We start from the raw sequence: 16,789 nt of genomic DNA, 5'->3' as shown, positions 1-16,789 counted from the left end.
CTCTAAAATAATTCTATTTCACCCTCATCGAGGGATTGCTGTTTAGCAGGTGCGCGTTTGGCAGAGCCTGCTTTTTCTTCAATTTCATTGACCTTTTCATTTAACGCATGCCAGTCGATATCCTTTTCCGACATGGTTTCAATGATCAATGCGTTTAACTCTTCCAAAATATGCAGGTTGTCGAGTATGTGCCCGCCTTGTTGCGTGATAATGTCGGCAAATTGAAGGTTCTTAATACACGAGCCGATTTCTTGCTGAACCTGCTCCCCCAACATGGATACTCTCTCTATTTCTTGGCCGACCTTGTCGTTGACCGACTTCACTCCTTCGAGTAATGAGTCAATGTATTCTTTCGAACGAATCGATTCAGTCATATCTAACGAGGCGATTTCACCCACGGTATGTTTGGTTTTATCAACACTTTCTTGGGCGAGATCGATATGCTTGTGGATTTCAGTATTAAGATCTGTCGCCTTAATCGCGAGTGAGCGAACCTCTTGGGCAACGACCGCAAAGCTGCGTCCATTTTCGCCGGCGCGCGCCGCTTCAATGGCTGCGTTCAATGCGAGCAAGTTGGTTTGATCGGACATGGCTTGAACGTCATCCAACAGCTCAAACACCTCATTGAGTTTGCTCGACATTTCTTCAATGGTGTAAATCGACGACACGCTTTTATCACTGACCTTGACCATAATGTCGATGTAAGCATCAATCGCACGTTCAGTTTCGAGCAATACTTTGGTCAGGCTGTACTCGCTTTCTTCATTGTGCAGCAATTCATTCGCCATACTGGTCGCGGTTGCAACTTGGTCCTGACAAGCGCTTTGCATACTAAAGAAGCTCCCATTTAGGCTCTCAACCGATTCATCAATCACTTCTCGTTGACGCGCTAACTGCTCACGGATTGGTACTAACTCAATCGATAAAATATGATGAATACGGCGGAGCAGTTGTTCAGGGGCATCCTTTTCCACCATATCTGCCCCTTCTTCCGTATCATCCGAAGAACGCTTTTTCGATAAATGAAGAAGCTGCCCCCCCGTTAATGCAATGACCAACACAGCAAACACACCGGCTTGCCACGTCATCGACCATAACGCAAAGCCAATCGTGAGAAGTAACGTTAATAACGGTGGCCATATTAGGGGCTTAGAATCACTTGCCATAGACTGTCTCCACTAAGAAATTTGCCACATTAGAGAGCGGAAGGACTTGTGATGCGCCCCCGAGTTCAATAGCGACACGTGGCATCCCCCAGACCACAGAGCTGGCTTGATCTTGCGCCGCGGTTAATGCACCCGCTTGGTGCATTTTTAGAAGACCGGAGGCCCCATCTCTCCCCATTCCAGTTAAAATGACCCCCACCGATTTTGCACCGACGGCTTCTGCAACAGAGGAAAACATCACATCAACAGACGGCCGGTGACGCTCAACCGGCGCTTCATCCGTCGGTTGGCAATATAAATGACCTTGTCGATTCACCACCGTGAGATGGCGATCGCCCGGCGCCACATAAACATGCCCTTGGATAAGCGGCATGCGATCAGCCGTTACTTCTTCGACTGACAGACGACAAACTCGGTCTAACCGCTGAGCGAAAGGCCCACAAAAAGCGGCCTTAATATGTTGGGTTACTACGATGGGCGGCATGTGTTCGGGCAGCCGTTCAAGCACGCCACGCAGCGCTTCTGTACCGCCAGTGGAGGCACCCAGCGCAATAATTTCATATCCTTTGCGATTGTAATGATGGCGATTAACCTGCACGGGTGCTGCTTGTTTGCCCCACTGGGGTTGACCGATGTTGGCTTGTGCCGCCGCTTTCACTTTACTCACCAGCTCATCCCGTTCTTGGGCCATGGCAGTGGCAATATTGGCAGACGGTTTAGGCACATAGTCGACAGCACCAATCTCCAGCGCCGATAAAGTGACCTCGGCCCCATGCTGGGTCAAAGTCGACACCATCACCACAGGCATTGGCCGTAAACGCATCAAATTTTTAAGAAATTGAATACCGTTCATCTTCGGCATTTCAATGTCTAACGTGATTACATCCGGGTTAAACTTTTTAATTTTTTCCCGTGCTTCATAAGGGTCTGCCGCCGCTCCAATGACCTCAAGGGCAGGGTCACTCTCCAGACACTCCCGAATCAATGTTCGATAGAGCGGTGAGTCATCCACGATCAATACTTTATAGCGATACTTACTCATCAAAACAGCTCCACATCTTGATCATCAGCGCTGTCATCTCGAGATTCTTGGAGCAAGCGTTGATTGTATTGGGCCTCTTCTGCCACCAGCTCTTTTTGACTGAGTGACTGAATTTTCTTCACCCAAGCTTTTCCAGTTCTAGGATCAAACAACACACGACGGGGAAAAGACTGGCCAAGGTCTTCCGAGACTAAGGTCAGATCTTCATTGGCAACATAGCGACGAACGAACTCAATGTTTTTTCGCCCTATAGCAATGTTCTGCCCCATGATATTGCCCCCACCAAAGAGCTTGACGCGTAACCGATTTTTTAACGCCCCTTGTTGCAACAAGGAATTGATAAGGATCTCCATGGCATAGTTGCCGTACCGCGCCGCATGAGACAAATATTGCTCCGCACTCCATTCCTTCGCCGCTTCGCCATCTTTAAGTGGCAACATAAAGTGATTCATGCCACCAATATTGGCTAAAGGATCCCAGATACATGCAGCAATGCACGACCCTAACCCTGTCGCGATAAGCTCGTCGTCCGAGCTGACGTAAATCTCTCCCGGCTTCAATTTCACCATGTGCCTGTCATGCTCTGGACTAAAAAAACGCTTTACGTTTTTTTCTTGGGCATGATGGTGCAGTTCTAGTGCTTGGTGCATATCACTCCCGTTTGCGATACATGGTATGGCCGAGGTTGTCGAATTTATCCGCCATTTTTCCAATCCCTTCAGAGTGGCCGATAAATAAAATGCCGCCCGGCGCTAATTGGCGCCAAAAGCGCTCAATTAACCATTGCTGCGTCTCTCGCTCGAAATAAATCATCACGTTACGACAAAAAATCGCATCCATTGCATGCTTGTGAGGCCAGTCACCTTTTAGGTTAAGCTGCTTAAAACTAATAATGTCGCGTAGCGCTCGCTTGGCTTTAAACAAGTCCTGCTTAATCCCTTTTCCTTTTAGAAATCCCGGTTTGAGATACTCCGGCGGGATTGTGTTAACAACTTCTAAGCTGTAGGTGCCGTTGCTCGCCGTGTTCAACACTTGGGTATCGAGATCGGTTGCCAATAAATGAACATCCATTTGACCACCAATCATGCCGTGACCCGCTAATACCGACGCAATGGTGTAAGGCTCTTCACCGGTGGAGCACCCTGCCGACCACATCCTCACCCGCTTTTGCTTACGTTGTTGCCACTGTGGGATCAACTGATGGGCGAGAAAATCAAAGTGATGACGCTCGCGAAAAAATTGTGTTTTATTGGTGGTGAGCGCATTGATAAAGGCCACTCGCTCATCCGCACTTTTCTCCACCAACGCGAAATAGTCATCAAAGTTTGCCACGCCCGTTCGGCGCAAACAGCGCGCCAAACGGCCATACACCATGCTCTTCTTTTTGTCCGCCAACGAAATACCGGTTTCATTCAGCATAAATGCCTGCACAAACTTAAAATGCGTTTGGCTGAATGGGTATCCGCTCGCGGATGACGAGCTAACCGGTGCACTCACGCTTAAAACTCCTCCCACTCATCACTGACTTCAGACGCCGCGCTTTTTCCCGAATTTACCGCTTTTAGCCGAGCTGCTGGTGCGGCTTCTCCATTGCGATAAGGCGCTGGTTCTTTCTTCGCCGCGACCGAAGGACGGGGGGAAGCGGGTTTCGCATTCGATTGTGCAAGTTGCTTGTCGACCAACTTTTCGGCATCAATATCGACTTGGAAGAAACCGATCAAGTTGATAAGCTCCGCGCCTTCATCACGCATTGACTGGCTCGACGCTGCCGCTTCTTCCACCAAAGCTGCGTTTTGCTGCGTCATTTGATCCATTCGCGCCACCGAGCGGGTGATCTCGTCGATTCCGGTCGCCTGCTCTTGGCTCGCGGCGTTGATCTTGTCGATAAGCTGAGACACTTCCATCACAGAAGAGACAATTTCTTCCAGCATCTCCCCAGATTCATCGACCAGTTTCGAGCCTTGGGTGACTTTCTCGACACTGTCTTTGATCAGTTCTTTAATTTCTTTGGCGGCACCGGCACTGCGCTGCGCCAAATTACGGACTTCGCCCGCAACAACAGCAAAGCCTCGACCTTGCTCGCCTGCTCGCGCCGCCTCAACAGCCGCATTCAGCGCCAATAGGTTGGTTTGGAAAGCGATTTCATCAATCACGCCAATGATGTCAGCAATTTTCTTACTCGCATCATTGATTTCGGCCATGGCTTCAACGGTTTCTTTGACCACTTCACCGCCTTTACGCGCTTTTTCACTGGCTTTAGACGATAAGGTGTTGGCTGACGCCGCACTTTCCGCATTTTGCTTCACCGTAGCCGTCATCTGCTCCATGCTCGCCGCGGTTTCCTGTAAGTTGGCCGCTTGCTCTTCAGTACGTTCACTCAGATCGTTGTTACCCTCGGCAATCTCAGCGGAAGCAGACGCCACACGAGCTGAAGAATGGGTGATCTTCTCCACCATATTGCGCAAGTTATTGATTGAAGCATTCACCGCTTGGCTTAGGTCTTCAAAGTCCCCTTTGTAATCCTCCGGCATATTGGTTTGCAAGTCGCCTTTTGATACCCCGCGCATCACGCGGATACATTCATTCAATGGATCAATAAAGCTATCGAGTAATTGGTTAATTCCGTTACCCAACTTAGCCATCGCACCACGGTACTTCTTAGTATTCATTCGATCGCTTAAATTGCCGTCTGCCGCTTTGGCAATCAATCGCTCAATTTGACGCTGACCGTCCATTTGCTCGGTAATGTCTTCCCATTGAAGCGCAGGGCCAATGTACTCGCCATCATCGTCATAAAGGGCGATACAGAGCAGGGCAAATTCCACCTCACCTACGGTAATTTCGGCTTTAAACGGCATACGTTCCGGGGAAGCAATCACCGACTGCTGGTGCGCTGGGTTTTTGTGGAATTGATCAATGCTGGTACCCACCAATTTATCGGCAGCAAATCCAGGATAAATTTGGCGCATCTCCTCTTCACGACTATTAAACAACTCTGTCACCGCAGGGTTGAGATAACGGATAATGCCGTCTTTGTCCGCTAACATGACATTGGTGGTCATGCCTTCTACCACAGCGGCCAGCAGAGAACGCTCTGCCTCTTTCTTGCGCCGTTCTGTTACGTCACGCCACTCAATGGTGGTGCCGACATGGCTACCGTGTCGGTCATAACTTGCCGTCGCATGAAACTCAAAACGGGCTGATTTAAAGCGAATATCACGATTAATGGGTAAGTTATTCGGCGACAGGAAGGTGTCACGCTGAAGCTGCGGAAACAGGTAATCGATTTGCTTACCGATAATGTCGTCACGATTCGCGACAAACGCATTGTTTTTACTGCGAAATGTCTGCTCGTGCTGCTTACACAACCGGACGGTTTGCTCATTCACGTGCGTGATCTCACCGTGCGTTCCTAAAATAACAAACGCACTGTGGGTGTTATCCAATGCCCCTTTTAGCAAACTGTGCTCTTCGCTTTGATGAGCACGTGCAGTGATATCACTGAGCTCAACACTAAAGCCTTGTCCATCCGTCACTTTGCTGGCAGACACGCGCAGCTTCCCAGCGCCAATTTCAATATTTTGCACCGAGGGCTTGTCGTCTAATAGCTGCTGCCATTGCTGATAATCGACTAAGTCTGATGGCAATACCGCACTCATTGGTTTGCCAAAAAGCATGTCACTTTGGGCAGTGAATTCGGTATTACCGCGCTCTCGAATCGCCGCTTGATAACATTGCAACAACTGCAATGCCCGTCGGTTAATCAGTGTGATTTGCAGTTGATTGTCGAGCATAATGAGTGCAGCAGGCGCGACATTGAGTGCCGCAAGAAGCTGCACATTCTGCTTTGTTTGTTGGGTTTGTTGCTCTTGCTGTACTTCCCTTTTAAACCACGCCATATTCTAGTCCTCGTTCGCGATCTCGGGTTGTGCTGTTTGCTGTAACTGATCAAAGTCGAATAACTGCTCTAAATTAATCAGGACCACATGCCTATCATTCACCGAGGCGATCCCTTCCATATACCACTCTTCGCGTCGATGTAGCCCAGGCGGGGCTTTAATTTGCTCTGTACTCAAGTTATGTACCTCTGCCACTGCATCGACCACGATGCCCAACGAGATACCTTGCTTGTCTCTTACGATGATAATTACGCTCATTGAGGTCAGCGTGGCTGGCGGCATACCAAAACACTGGCGAATATCCATGATGGGGATGTATTCTCCCCGTAACTCCAGTACACCTAACATGTGCGGCAACGAATTAGGAATGCGTCGCACTTGTGACCAACCGCGAACTTCTTTCACATCCAAGATGTGCACGCCGTACTCTTCGTCTTCCAGTAAAAAACTCAAATACTCTCGTGATTGCTCCATATTTATTTCACCTATATCCAGTGCTCGATACGCAGCAACTCATCAACATTGATTAATGACATTACCCGCTGGTCAACATTGAGCAGGCCACTTACGTAGGCAATCACTTGGGAATCACCGATAGGTGGCATAATCTGTCCTTCACCTTGATCCACCACATCTGATACCGCATCCACCACAACGCCCATGACCTTGTGGTTCGCGGCTTCACTGGCGCGTAAAATCAGCACGACCGTTTCACGGTGGTAGTCCGCTTTTTTGGTGTTAAACCGCACACGTAGATCCATGACAGGCACTATCATGCCGCGCAGGTTAATGACGCCGAGTATGAACGCCGGTGAGCGCGGCAGTAGTGTTGGTGGCTCCCAAACTCGGATCTCTTCGACGGTTTGGATATCCACGCCATAAAGCTCACCCGCTAAATCGAAGCTCAGGTAATCGCTGCCTTGTAAACGATCGACGCGGTCGTCAATGTCCACCACGTCTTCCGACTGCATCAGATTCTGCATGGCCTCTCCTTATGCCGCGGCGATATGACCGCTCGCGTCACTGACGCGCGACAAGAATTGCGTAATGAGCCCTTGGATATCGAGGATGAGTGATACCGAGCCGTCACCCAAAATAGTGGCACCGGAAATACCTGCCACGCGGGTATAATTAGACTCTAAGCTTTTGATCACGACTTGCTGTTGACCCAGTAATTCATCGAGCAACAGCCCGACTTTCTTATCGCCCGCTTCAACCAAGCAAAGCAATTGCTTATCAAGATCCTCGCCACAGTGCCCTAACCCAAATTCTTCTTTTAAGCGCAAAATAGGGATGTTTTCATCGCGTAGGCGATAAAGCTGTACGCCAGACGCGGTTTTAATTTGTTGGCTATCAATTTGAATGGATTCGATAATAGAAATAAGTGGCACCACATAAACTTGGCCCGCCACCTTGACGAGTTGTCCGTCCAAAATCGCCAGCGTTAATGGCAAACTGATTTTGAATGTGCTGCCTTTTTCGGGTGCTGAGTGCACATCGATATTACCGCCTAACTGCTCGATATTACGGCGTACGACGTCCATCCCCACACCGCGCCCTGATACGTCTGATACCTGATCAGCGGTTGAAAAGCCCGGAGCAAACACAAGATTGAACACTTGCGTGTCCGTCAACTCATCGATCGGTAAGTCATCTGAGATGAGGCCCTTATCCAGCGCTTTTTGCCAGATTTTTTCTTTGTTAAGTCCGGCACCGTCATCGCTGACTTCAATCACAATAGAGCCGCCTTGATGATAGGCATTCAAATGCACTAGCCCGGTTTCAGGTTTGCCTTTTTCTTTACGCTCTTCGGGGGATTCCAAGCCATGGTCGACCGCATTTCTTACCAAGTGCACCAGCGGGTCGGAGATACGCTCTAAAACCGTTTTGTCCAGTTCAGTGCTTTCCCCTTCAATCATGAGCTCTACACGCTTACCCAACTGTGATGACAGGTCGCGAATTAAACGAGGGAAACGGTTAAAGGCAAAACTAATCGGCAACATGCGGATATCGAGCACACTCTCTTGTAGCTCTTTGGTGTTTTGCATTAACTGCTCGAGGCCTGACTGGAGTTGCTCGAGTTTTTCCGGCGAGAAGTTACTACTGAGTTCAGCCAGCATAGATTGTGTGATCACTAATTCGCCGACCAAATTGATCAGGTTATCGACTTTGTCGATCTCAACACGAATGGAGGAAACGCTAGCATCACTTTTCGCTGCAGGTTTGGGCGCCGTTTTTTTGCTACTGGATTTGCTGGCCGTCTGAGCCTTATCCGATGTTTGTTCCTGTGCAGGCTGCGCTGATGCCACAGGCGCGTTGTCAGAAGCCACTGTATTCTCTGAAGCTGAAGCAGTCGCCGAAGAAGCTGATCCTGTCGATGCTTCCTCATTGCGCGTAATACTCAGCTCACACTCATCTTCGACCCAATCAAAAATCGCTTCAATATCTTCACGGGGAACATGCCCATCAACGCGCACTTGCCATTTTAAAAACAATTGCTCGGGATCGAGTTCGGTAAAATCTGGTAGAGCAGAGGGATCACACACAATATCCGCCCCACCGGGTAGTGCTTCGAGTTCTCGAAGAATACGTACCGGATCATTGCCGGAAAACAACATGTCTGGGTGAGGCTCAAAACCAACCAGCCATTCGCCCGCTACCGAGATAGCGGGGACTTCAGCGACGTCAGGTGCTTGCGCTTCGGAGGGCGCTGCGGCCTCATTTCCCATGATGGCGTTTAACGCTGCGGTCACCGCATCACGTTCAGAGCTGTCATAGTCAGTGTCGTTTTCATACGACTCCAACATAGACAAAATGCAGTCCCCACCACGCAGCAGCACATCAATAGTGTGACTATCTAGCTGCCGCTTCCCTTCACGCGCTTCATCAAGCAGCGTTTCCATGTCATGGGTGAAATGACTGATATCATCGAGATTAAATGTCGCGGCCCCCCCTTTAATCGAGTGGGCTGCGCGGAATATGGTGTTAATTGATTCTAGGTCAGTGGCTTCAGGGTCAAGAGCCAATAACTCTCGCTCCAGCACTTCCAGATTCTCGCGGCATTCTTCATAAAAAATACGCCGTAGCTGGTCCATGTCCATGGCCATAGAACCCTCCGTCGATGCGCCTTACAACACGCGCTGTAGTGTTTTCAGTAAGGTGTCTGGATTAAACGGCTTAACGATCCAGCCCGTCGCTCCGGCAGCTTTACCGGCCGACTTTTTCTCTGCTGAGGTTTCGGTGGTCAACATCAAGATGGGAGTAAATTTGTACTGCGGCACGCCGCGTACTTGTCGCACAAATTCCAACCCATCCATCACTGGCATATTGACGTCTGAAATAATGAGGTCGAATTTTTTGGTCTTCGCTTTGCGCAATGCGTCTGCGCCATCGTTTGCCGTTTCAACTTGGTAACCGGCTTCTTTCAAGGTATGACTCACCATTTGCCGAATGGATACTGAATCATCTGCTGCAAGTATATTTGCCATCCTCTTACCCCAACTCCATGTTTAACGATTGAGCTTTAGTAGCTCGACCATGCCTGCGGTTTGCGCCGCGCCATAAAGACTTTCAGACACGTTTTGCCATTGCAGTTCCTCTTGAGTCCGAACCAAGCAAAGTAACAACTGAAGGCCCGCACCATCGATACGATTGACACTGCCCGCGTCTAGGGTGCACTGCTTTTCGTCGCCAATTTTGTTTGCGATTTCTTCTTTAATTGATTGAATCTGGGTGATATCTAATGACTCTCCAAGGGTAATTTCCATCACAAAGCTGCTCTAACTGTTTGTTTAAAAACATATGTTTTTTGTTTCGTTTTATAAGTGTAGCAACTATCGGCTGAGTGACGGTTTTTTAGCCACACAAATACAAAGAGAATGTTAAGAAATACAACCATCCGACGGGAGAAAACTAGACAGTAAAGACAAAAAATACAGTCACTTAAATACTGGATGGGACGACGAAAGAAAGGCGTATAAAGAAATGCATGCCGCATGCCGGATTTGAAATTAGCGGGAATGCTCACACTTCGTACAAAACAGGGTGTAATCAGTAATGAATATTGTTTGTTAGGCGTTTAAGCTGAAATTTACTTTGACATTATGCAGTTAATACTATTAAATAGCGCTCCTTAGCCCGGATAGCTCAGTCGGTAGAGCAGGGGATTGAAAATCCCCGTGTCGGTGGTTCGATTCCGCCTCCGGGCACCATGTTTATGAGAATCCCTGCTCTCACGAGTGGGGATTTTTTTATCTGTTTTTTATCTCGTTATCTCCACACTCACGTTTATCATCTGTCCATCACGCTTCATGTTGGTTTTCCTATCTAGCTCGGTAAAAACGCCTACCGAACTCGTTAAAGTCAGCTATCTTTGTAAGACATCAGTAGTCATGTGATTGGGGGAAGATTTCTGAGATATCAATAGTCTGTGTGGCACCCCGCATTAAACCGCATACAGTACTGATAGTATGGCGTAACACCACATTCATTCACAGACCAAACAGGCGCAAATCCCCCAGAGTGAGCATGGCAGCAGGTAGCATTAAGCTTTCGACCGAACGGCTACAAGCCGGTTTGTACATAAAACTCCCACTTAAGTGGCGTGATCACCCTTTTATGCTGAATCGTTTTCAAATTGAGAGCGATGCACAAGCCAAGGTGATTCGCTCGCTCCCGATTAGTTTTGTGTATTACTACCCAGATAAAAGTATTTCGACGCCTCTTCCCGCGCTTGCTGAGAAAACGGAAAATCCTGACGAGGTGGATCCCAATGCTGTCCACCGTGAAAAAGAAGCCATGGAGCAAGAAAAGCAGAAGCGGATAGAAGAACAGCGCCGTTTTCGCGCCCGTATTCAGAAAGTGCAGCAACACTATCAACGTTCTATGGCACAGCTTCGCGCTATCAATATGAAGGTGTCACAGCGCCCCCAAGCCGCCAATGAGGATGTCCGCATGCTGGTGGATAGTCTGATGGTTGTTGGCGGCGAAGCAAACGTCACTCTTCATTTGATGGACGACCCTTCGCTGGCAGAAGATATGTATGCGCATTCGTTGAATGTGGCGGTATTGGCCCTGATGCTGGCCAGAAGCCATGGTTACGACAATGATAAAATCCGCGCTCTTTTAACCGGCGCCGTTCTTCATGATATTGGGACCAAAAAAGTCCCGTCGGCGATTATTCGTAAAAAAGAGCGCCTGACTGAACCTGAGATGAATTACTATCGCTTGCACGTCGCTTACGGCTCGGAGCTGATTACCGAGATGGATGAGTGTACGCCGAGCGTGGAGAAGATCCTTGCCCAGCATCATGAATACGCCGATGGCAGTGGTTTTCCTGATGGCCTTCAAGGGGATAATATCGACGAGATGGCGCAAATCGTCAGCATGATGAACTTTTACGATCGGTTATGCCGCCCTCAATTTGGTGCGCCGGCACGCATGCCATTTGCCGCCCTATCTCATCTTTTTAAAGACAACAAAGAGAAATTTAACCCGCGGTTGCTGGCACTGTTTGTCAAAATGATGGGCGTGTATCCACCCGGCACCGTGGTGAGGCTTTCAAGTGGTGAAACGGGAATGATCATATCGGTTAATAGTAGTGCTCTGCTGAAACCCAACGTCATGCTTTACGACCCAGAAATTCCAGCGGATCAAGCGACCATTATTGATATGCGAGAGAGCGATCTAGAGATAGACACCGCCGTGCCTATCTCTAAATTACCGCAGGAAATTAAAGATTATTTGAAACCGAGAACACGGATTTCCTACTTTATGGATGGTGATGGCTAGTGACTGGCCGACTCGGCTTTTTCGGCCTTGTCCGCGGCACGCTGCAACTCAACCACCAGATTGTCAATCAAACGGGTTTGTCCCAAGTAAGCCGCCACTAAGATAACAGCTTGACGACTCTCTTCAGTGACTTGGCCAAGGGTTGACGCATCACGGATATAAAACTCATCCGGTTGCAAGCCAGCGGCACGGAGTTGATCGTGCGCATCTTCAATCAGATCGTCCAGATCACGACGGCCATTACGCATCTGTGCGCTCATCCAACGCATCGTTTTCGCGAGTACGGGCGCGCGTTGACGCTCGTCGACAGTCAGGTTGTTGTTGCGAGAGCTCATCGCCAAGCCATCACTCTCACGCACGGTTGGCACACCGACAATCTCAATCGGCATCGCCATATCTGTGACCATTTTGCGGATCACAGCAAGTTGCTGGAAGTCTTTCTCGCCAAAGCACGCCACACTGGGCTGTACTAAGTTAAAGAGCTTAGTGACGACGGTCGCCACCCCACGAAAATGTCCGGGGCGCGATGCGCCTTCCAGCATAGTGGAGAGCCCTGGGACGTCCACCGTGGTGTGTGTCTCAAGCCCTTGAGGGTAAAGCACCTCAGCACTCGGGGTGAAGACGAGATCGACGCCCTCTTCACGCAATTGGGCTAAATCGTCTTCCAAAGTGCGTGGATAATTGGCCAGATCGTCTGCACGGTCAAACTGCATCGGGTTCACAAAGATGCTTACCGCCACCACTTCACCAAGCTCACGCGCCTTACGCACCAGCGTTAAATGCCCTTGGTGTAAATTGCCCATTGTGGGTACAAACGCAATGCGTTTATCGGCTTTTCGCCACTGGCTAATCTGATCGCGCAGCGGCGCAACCTCAGAAATCACCTGCATACTCGGCCTCTCTATTTAAACGTATGTGCGGGACCCGGAAACTCACCGCTTGCTACTTCTTTGACGTACTTGGCCACCGCTTCACGCGCGTCGCCAGTTTCAGCCAAATAGTTTTTTGAGAATTTAGGCATGTAATTAGCAGAGACACCGAGCATATCATGCATGACCAAAATTTGACCATCGGTGTCACCGCCCGCACCGATTCCAATCACGGGTACCGACACAGTGTCAGTAATACGCTTAGCCAGTGAGGCGGGAACGCATTCCAGCAAGATGATCTGCGCGCCGGCTTTTTCTAGCGCGACCGCATCAGCCACCATCTGCTCGGCTTTATCTTCCTCACGGCCTTGTACTTTAAAGCCACCGAAAATATTGACCGATTGCGGGGTGAGACCCAAGTGCACACAAACAGGTACGGCACGCTCGGTCAGCATTTTCACTGCGTCCACCAGCCATGATCCGCCTTCAATCTTTACCATATTGGCGCCAGCTTTGATCAGCTCAGCAGCATTGGCACAGGCTTGCTCCGGTGTGGCACAGCTCATAAATGGCATATCTGCCATCAGCAAGCTATTTGGGCTACCCGCACGCACGCAACGGGTGTGATAAGCCAATTCTTCAACCGACACCGATAAGGTATCGCTCTTTCCTTGCAGAACCATTCCAAGCGAATCGCCCACAAGTAAAACAGGCACTTCCTGTTGCTCGAACAATTGGGCAAAACTCGCATCATAAGCCGTCAGTGATGCAAACTTTTGGCCCTGCTGCTTCCATGTCATCAGATCAGTGATTGTGATTTTTTTCATTATGTCTCCCAAAGCCTGAAACTGGGGCCCACCGATTAAGCGTGATCGCTAATACGGGTTAAACCATTACGATCGACGCGCGTCAGGCTCGCGGCGAGGGTGCTGCCGTCGGGCAAGCACAAGTCGGGGGCTATGTCGGCAAGTGGATAAAGCACGAACTCGCGCACTTTCATGCCGTAGTGTGGCACCGTCAGTCGCGGATGATCGATGACGCGATTGCCATAGAGCAAAATGTCGAGGTCCAAGGTTCTTGGCCCCCAGCGTTCTGCTTTGCGTTCCCTGCCATAATCAAGCTCAATCGCTTGCGTTGCATCCAATAGTGTCAAAGGGTCAAGGTGGGTGTCCAGCGCAATCACCGCGTTAATATAATCCGGCTGATCCGCTGGCCCCATAGGTTTACTCGTGTAAAGCGGAGATGCCGCAACAAACTGACTTTGCGGCAATTGCTTTAAGGCAGCAATCGCTTGGTTCGCCTTTTCTATCGGGTTCCCCAAGTTACTACCAATGGCGATATACACACGATTCATGAAGATGAATTCGATTGTGGTTTACGTCGTCGTGGCGCTTGCTTACGACGGCGAGGTTTACGTGTATTACTCACTTTATTAATGGCGCGGACCATTTTCTGTCGGCCACCTTGGTCGGCACGTTGGAAATCACGCCACCATGCACCTAGCACCTCGGTATCTCCACCTTCAACCGCACCACGCATTTCTAACAAATCAAACGCCGCACGGAATTTGGATTCGTCGAGCAATTTGAAGGCGCGAGCCCCTGTGCGACGCGTCATGCGCATTTGCAATTGCCAGATTTCTCGTACCATTGCCGTAAAACGGCGTGGAATTGCCACCGTTTTCACTTGCTCGTCCAGGATGTCGTTAGCGGCCACCATAAAGGCATCGTAATAACTCAAGCCACTTTCGAACGTCATCTCCTCAGCACGTGTTACCACGGGATACCAAAGCATGGCCGCAAACAAAAAGGCTGGATTAATCCGTTGACTGTTGGCGATCCGTTTATCCGTGGAGCTTAAGACCTGCTCAAGCATTTGTTCGGTTTGACTGGTGTGCTCTTCGGTAAAGTGCGCCGCAACCGCAGGGAAAAGCTGTTCGAAGAGATGATACTCTCGCAACATTTTATAGGTTGCCAAGCCTTGACCTGCTTGCAGCAGTTTCAGGCTTTCTTCAAACATGCGCGCCGACGGGATTTCTTGTAGCAACGGGGCCAAGGTTTCAATCGGTGCGGCCGTGGCCGGATTGATAGTCATGTCGAGTTTGACGGCAAAGCGTACCGCACGCAACATCCGCACCGGATCTTCGCGATAGCGCGTTTCAGGATCACCAATCAAACGAATAATACGGTTGTTCAGGTCGTCCACACCACCGGCGTAATCTCGAATCGAAAAATCAGCGATGTTGTAATACAGCGCATTAACGGTGAAATCGCGACGTTGTGCATCTTCATCAATGCTGCCATAGACATTGTCTCTTAGCAGCATGCCGTCTTCTGAACGCGCCGTGTGCTTACTTTTCTTTGGATCAGTGTGATGACCTCGAAAGGTCGCCACTTCAATCACATCGCGGCCGAACAGAATATGGGCAAGACGAAATCGCCGTCCGACAAGGCGGCAGTTTCGGAATAGCTTACGCACTTCATCTGGCGTGGCATTGGTGGCGATATCAAAGTCTTTGGGGTCACGCCCCAAGAGTAAATCACGCACACCACCACCAACGAGGTACGCCTCATAGCCCGCTTTATGCAGGCGATAGAGCACTTTCAGCGCATTTTCGCTGATACCTTTTCGCGAAATGCCATGTGCTTTGCGGGGGATAACTTCCAACTTAAGATCCTCTATTGCTCGTGATTTATTATCACGATTCAGAACCTTACGGCAAAAGCTGGTCACTCGATTAAAGATAGCTCACCTCGTCATTTACAGTTCGGGCCATGAAACAGCGGCATATAATATATCAGGGTGGGAAATTTTAGAATGCTGTCTTTACCTCTGTTTCCCGTGGCAGGGTGGCTATTGACCATCTTTTTACCGCTTCTGCCAATAATTCTCCCGGTTTCGCCGAGCGCCAATCCGGAGAAAATGGCATTCCCAAAAACGCTAATGCGGCTAGCAACGCTGGCATTGGGTCGGCGCGATTAATCGCGGGAGCATGATTCTGCTTAGATAATTTGTTCCCATCGGCATTGACTGCCAAGGGCAAGTGTAGATAGCGTGGCGCCACCTTACCCAGCTTTTGATATAAGGCAATGTGACGCCCTGTGGGCATAATTAAATCCGCGCCGCGCACCACATCCGTAATGCCTTGGTCAATGTCATCCAAGACCACCGCGAGATTATAGGCATACAGACCATCACGCCGTTTGATAATAAAGTCTTCGCGGGCAAGTGCCGCATCCATGTCTAGCGTACCGTGAAGCCGGTCCTCAAAGGCGAGGATTGCTGCCGGGCTTTTTAAACGTACCGCCGCTTGCTCTGGCCCATGATGCTTCTCTCGGCATGTCCCTAAATAGATGCCACCTGCCGCTTTAATTTGTTTACGTGTGCACGTGCAATAGTACGCCTCGCCCGAGGCTAACCACGCATCAATCTGCGCTTGATAATCAAGCAAGTGCTCACTTTGATACCGCACCGCACCATCCCAATGCAGCCCATAGGCTTCGAGTGTTTGCAAAATATCACTCGCTGCCCCTGCAACCTCTCGCGGCGGATCAATGTCTTCGATTCTCACCAGCCATTGTCCATCGTGAGCGCGTGCATCTAAGTAGGAGCCTAGCGCAGCGACCAAGGAACCAAAATGCAAAGGGCCGGACGGTGAAGGCGCAAAGCGGCCAATATAGTGCGTGTGCGAGGTCATGATAAGCGGGCAATCAAGGGCATAAGCCTGGTGGCAACAAGGAATAGCGCAAATTGTACGGGGATATAGCCTGAACACAAGCATACCAAGACACATCGAGTAGGGTGAGGCGTTGCCGCCTCATCCCTCTCACAGAACCGTACATACGGACCTCGTATACGGCTCATGCACACTTCCATTCAGCATAAATGCTAAACACATGCCCTGTCCTTACCTGTTCAATATTAACTAACCCCAGCTCATCGACACCACTGGTTTAGAACTAACATAGCTAGCTCACGCGACAGTGCAACACCCCACACAGATCAGCCCAACCCAATCAACTA

General features: G+C 49.7%; 16 protein-coding genes and 1 tRNA gene. 2 read left to right on the top strand and 15 right to left on the bottom strand.

The features are described 5' to 3' along the window. Positions 1-2 precede the first annotated feature (2 nt). From BGK46_RS08385 to BGK46_RS08340, 10 genes are read right to left on the bottom strand one after another with little or no spacing between them, the layout of a single operon-like run. Positions 3-1,166, bottom strand: a complete 1,164-nt coding sequence (locus BGK46_RS08385) for a methyl-accepting chemotaxis protein (RefSeq protein WP_069588445.1) — start codon at positions 1,164-1,166, stop codon at positions 3-5. Next, on the bottom strand, positions 1,156-2,208 hold the full coding sequence (locus tag BGK46_RS08380; protein ID WP_069588443.1) for a protein-glutamate methylesterase/protein-glutamine glutaminase: 1,053 nt from the start codon (positions 2,206-2,208) through the stop codon (positions 1,156-1,158). The genes BGK46_RS08385 and BGK46_RS08380 overlap by 11 nt, the downstream gene beginning before the upstream one ends. Continuing rightward, positions 2,208-2,858, bottom strand: a complete 651-nt coding sequence (locus BGK46_RS08375; protein WP_069588439.1) for a chemotaxis protein CheD — start codon at positions 2,856-2,858, stop codon at positions 2,208-2,210. The genes BGK46_RS08380 and BGK46_RS08375 overlap by 1 nt, the downstream gene beginning before the upstream one ends. 1 nt (position 2,859) lies before the next feature. Beyond that, positions 2,860-3,705: a CheR family methyltransferase gene (locus BGK46_RS08370; protein ID WP_254659676.1), complete on the bottom strand. Its 846-nt coding sequence runs from the start codon at positions 3,703-3,705 to the stop codon at positions 2,860-2,862. A 2-nt stretch (positions 3,706-3,707) separates the two neighbouring features. Then, positions 3,708-6,107, bottom strand: a complete 2,400-nt coding sequence (locus tag BGK46_RS17975; RefSeq protein WP_069588434.1) for a methyl-accepting chemotaxis protein — start codon at positions 6,105-6,107, stop codon at positions 3,708-3,710. A gap of 3 nt (positions 6,108-6,110) precedes the next feature. Next, positions 6,111-6,581 carry a chemotaxis protein CheW gene (locus BGK46_RS08360; RefSeq protein WP_069588433.1) on the bottom strand — a complete coding sequence of 157 codons (471 nt, stop codon included), beginning with the start codon at positions 6,579-6,581 and terminating at the stop codon, positions 6,111-6,113. Between the two features lie 11 nt (positions 6,582-6,592). After that, a complete protein-coding gene (locus tag BGK46_RS08355) occupies positions 6,593-7,090 on the bottom strand; it encodes a chemotaxis protein CheW (RefSeq protein ID WP_069588431.1) in 498 nt (165 codons plus the stop codon). Between the two features lie 9 nt (positions 7,091-7,099). Beyond that, on the bottom strand, positions 7,100-9,214 hold the full coding sequence (locus BGK46_RS08350; protein WP_069588428.1) for a chemotaxis protein CheA: 2,115 nt from the start codon (positions 9,212-9,214) through the stop codon (positions 7,100-7,102). Positions 9,215-9,235: 21 nt separating this feature from the next. Further along, positions 9,236-9,595 carry a response regulator gene (locus BGK46_RS08345; protein WP_069588426.1) on the bottom strand — a complete coding sequence of 120 codons (360 nt, stop codon included), beginning with the start codon at positions 9,593-9,595 and terminating at the stop codon, positions 9,236-9,238. Positions 9,596-9,616: 21 nt separating this feature from the next. Next, positions 9,617-9,874: an STAS domain-containing protein gene (locus BGK46_RS08340; RefSeq protein WP_069588424.1), complete on the bottom strand. Its 258-nt coding sequence runs from the start codon at positions 9,872-9,874 to the stop codon at positions 9,617-9,619. Positions 9,875-10,242: 368 nt separating this feature from the next. On the opposite strand from BGK46_RS08340, the gene BGK46_RS08335 reads away from it, so the two are divergent. Together BGK46_RS08335 and BGK46_RS08330 are read left to right on the top strand one after the other, a co-directional pair. Continuing rightward, positions 10,243-10,318 (top strand) — tRNA-Phe (locus tag BGK46_RS08335). A 316-nt stretch (positions 10,319-10,634) separates the two neighbouring features. Beyond that, positions 10,635-11,897 (top strand): HD-GYP domain-containing protein, encoded by a 1,263-nt coding sequence (locus tag BGK46_RS08330; RefSeq protein ID WP_069588421.1) that lies wholly within the window; start codon positions 10,635-10,637, stop codon positions 11,895-11,897. On the opposite strand, the gene panC is transcribed toward BGK46_RS08330, so the two are convergent. The 5 genes from panC to gluQRS all read right to left on the bottom strand — a co-directional run bounded on the left by panC (position 11,894) and on the right by gluQRS (position 16,463). Then, positions 11,894-12,787, bottom strand: a complete 894-nt coding sequence (panC, locus tag BGK46_RS08325; RefSeq protein ID WP_069588419.1) for a pantoate--beta-alanine ligase — start codon at positions 12,785-12,787, stop codon at positions 11,894-11,896. The two genes, BGK46_RS08330 and panC, sit on opposite strands and share 4 nt — an antisense overlap. Before the next feature lie 11 nt (positions 12,788-12,798). Continuing rightward, complete coding sequence (gene panB, locus BGK46_RS08320; RefSeq protein WP_069588417.1) at positions 12,799-13,593, bottom strand: 3-methyl-2-oxobutanoate hydroxymethyltransferase; 795 nt, start codon at positions 13,591-13,593, stop codon at positions 12,799-12,801. A gap of 35 nt (positions 13,594-13,628) precedes the next feature. Then, a complete protein-coding gene (gene folK / locus BGK46_RS08315) occupies positions 13,629-14,120 on the bottom strand; it encodes a 2-amino-4-hydroxy-6-hydroxymethyldihydropteridine diphosphokinase (protein WP_069588415.1) in 492 nt (163 codons plus the stop codon). Beyond that, positions 14,117-15,475: a polynucleotide adenylyltransferase PcnB gene (gene pcnB, locus BGK46_RS08310; protein WP_069588471.1), complete on the bottom strand. Its 1,359-nt coding sequence runs from the start codon at positions 15,473-15,475 to the stop codon at positions 14,117-14,119. The genes folK and pcnB overlap by 4 nt, the downstream gene beginning before the upstream one ends. A gap of 103 nt (positions 15,476-15,578) precedes the next feature. Then, positions 15,579-16,463, bottom strand: a complete 885-nt coding sequence (gluQRS, locus tag BGK46_RS08305) for a tRNA glutamyl-Q(34) synthetase GluQRS (RefSeq protein WP_069588413.1) — start codon at positions 16,461-16,463, stop codon at positions 15,579-15,581. Positions 16,464-16,789 lie beyond the last annotated feature (326 nt).

Origin of the sequence: Salinivibrio sp. SS2 (assembly GCF_001722075.1) — a bacterium.
In the GTDB taxonomy this organism is placed as follows: Bacteria; Pseudomonadota; Gammaproteobacteria; order Enterobacterales; family Vibrionaceae; genus Salinivibrio; species Salinivibrio proteolyticus.
The sequence above is the reverse complement of the archived record's forward strand: the minus strand, read 5'-3'. Positions and strand labels throughout refer to the sequence as shown.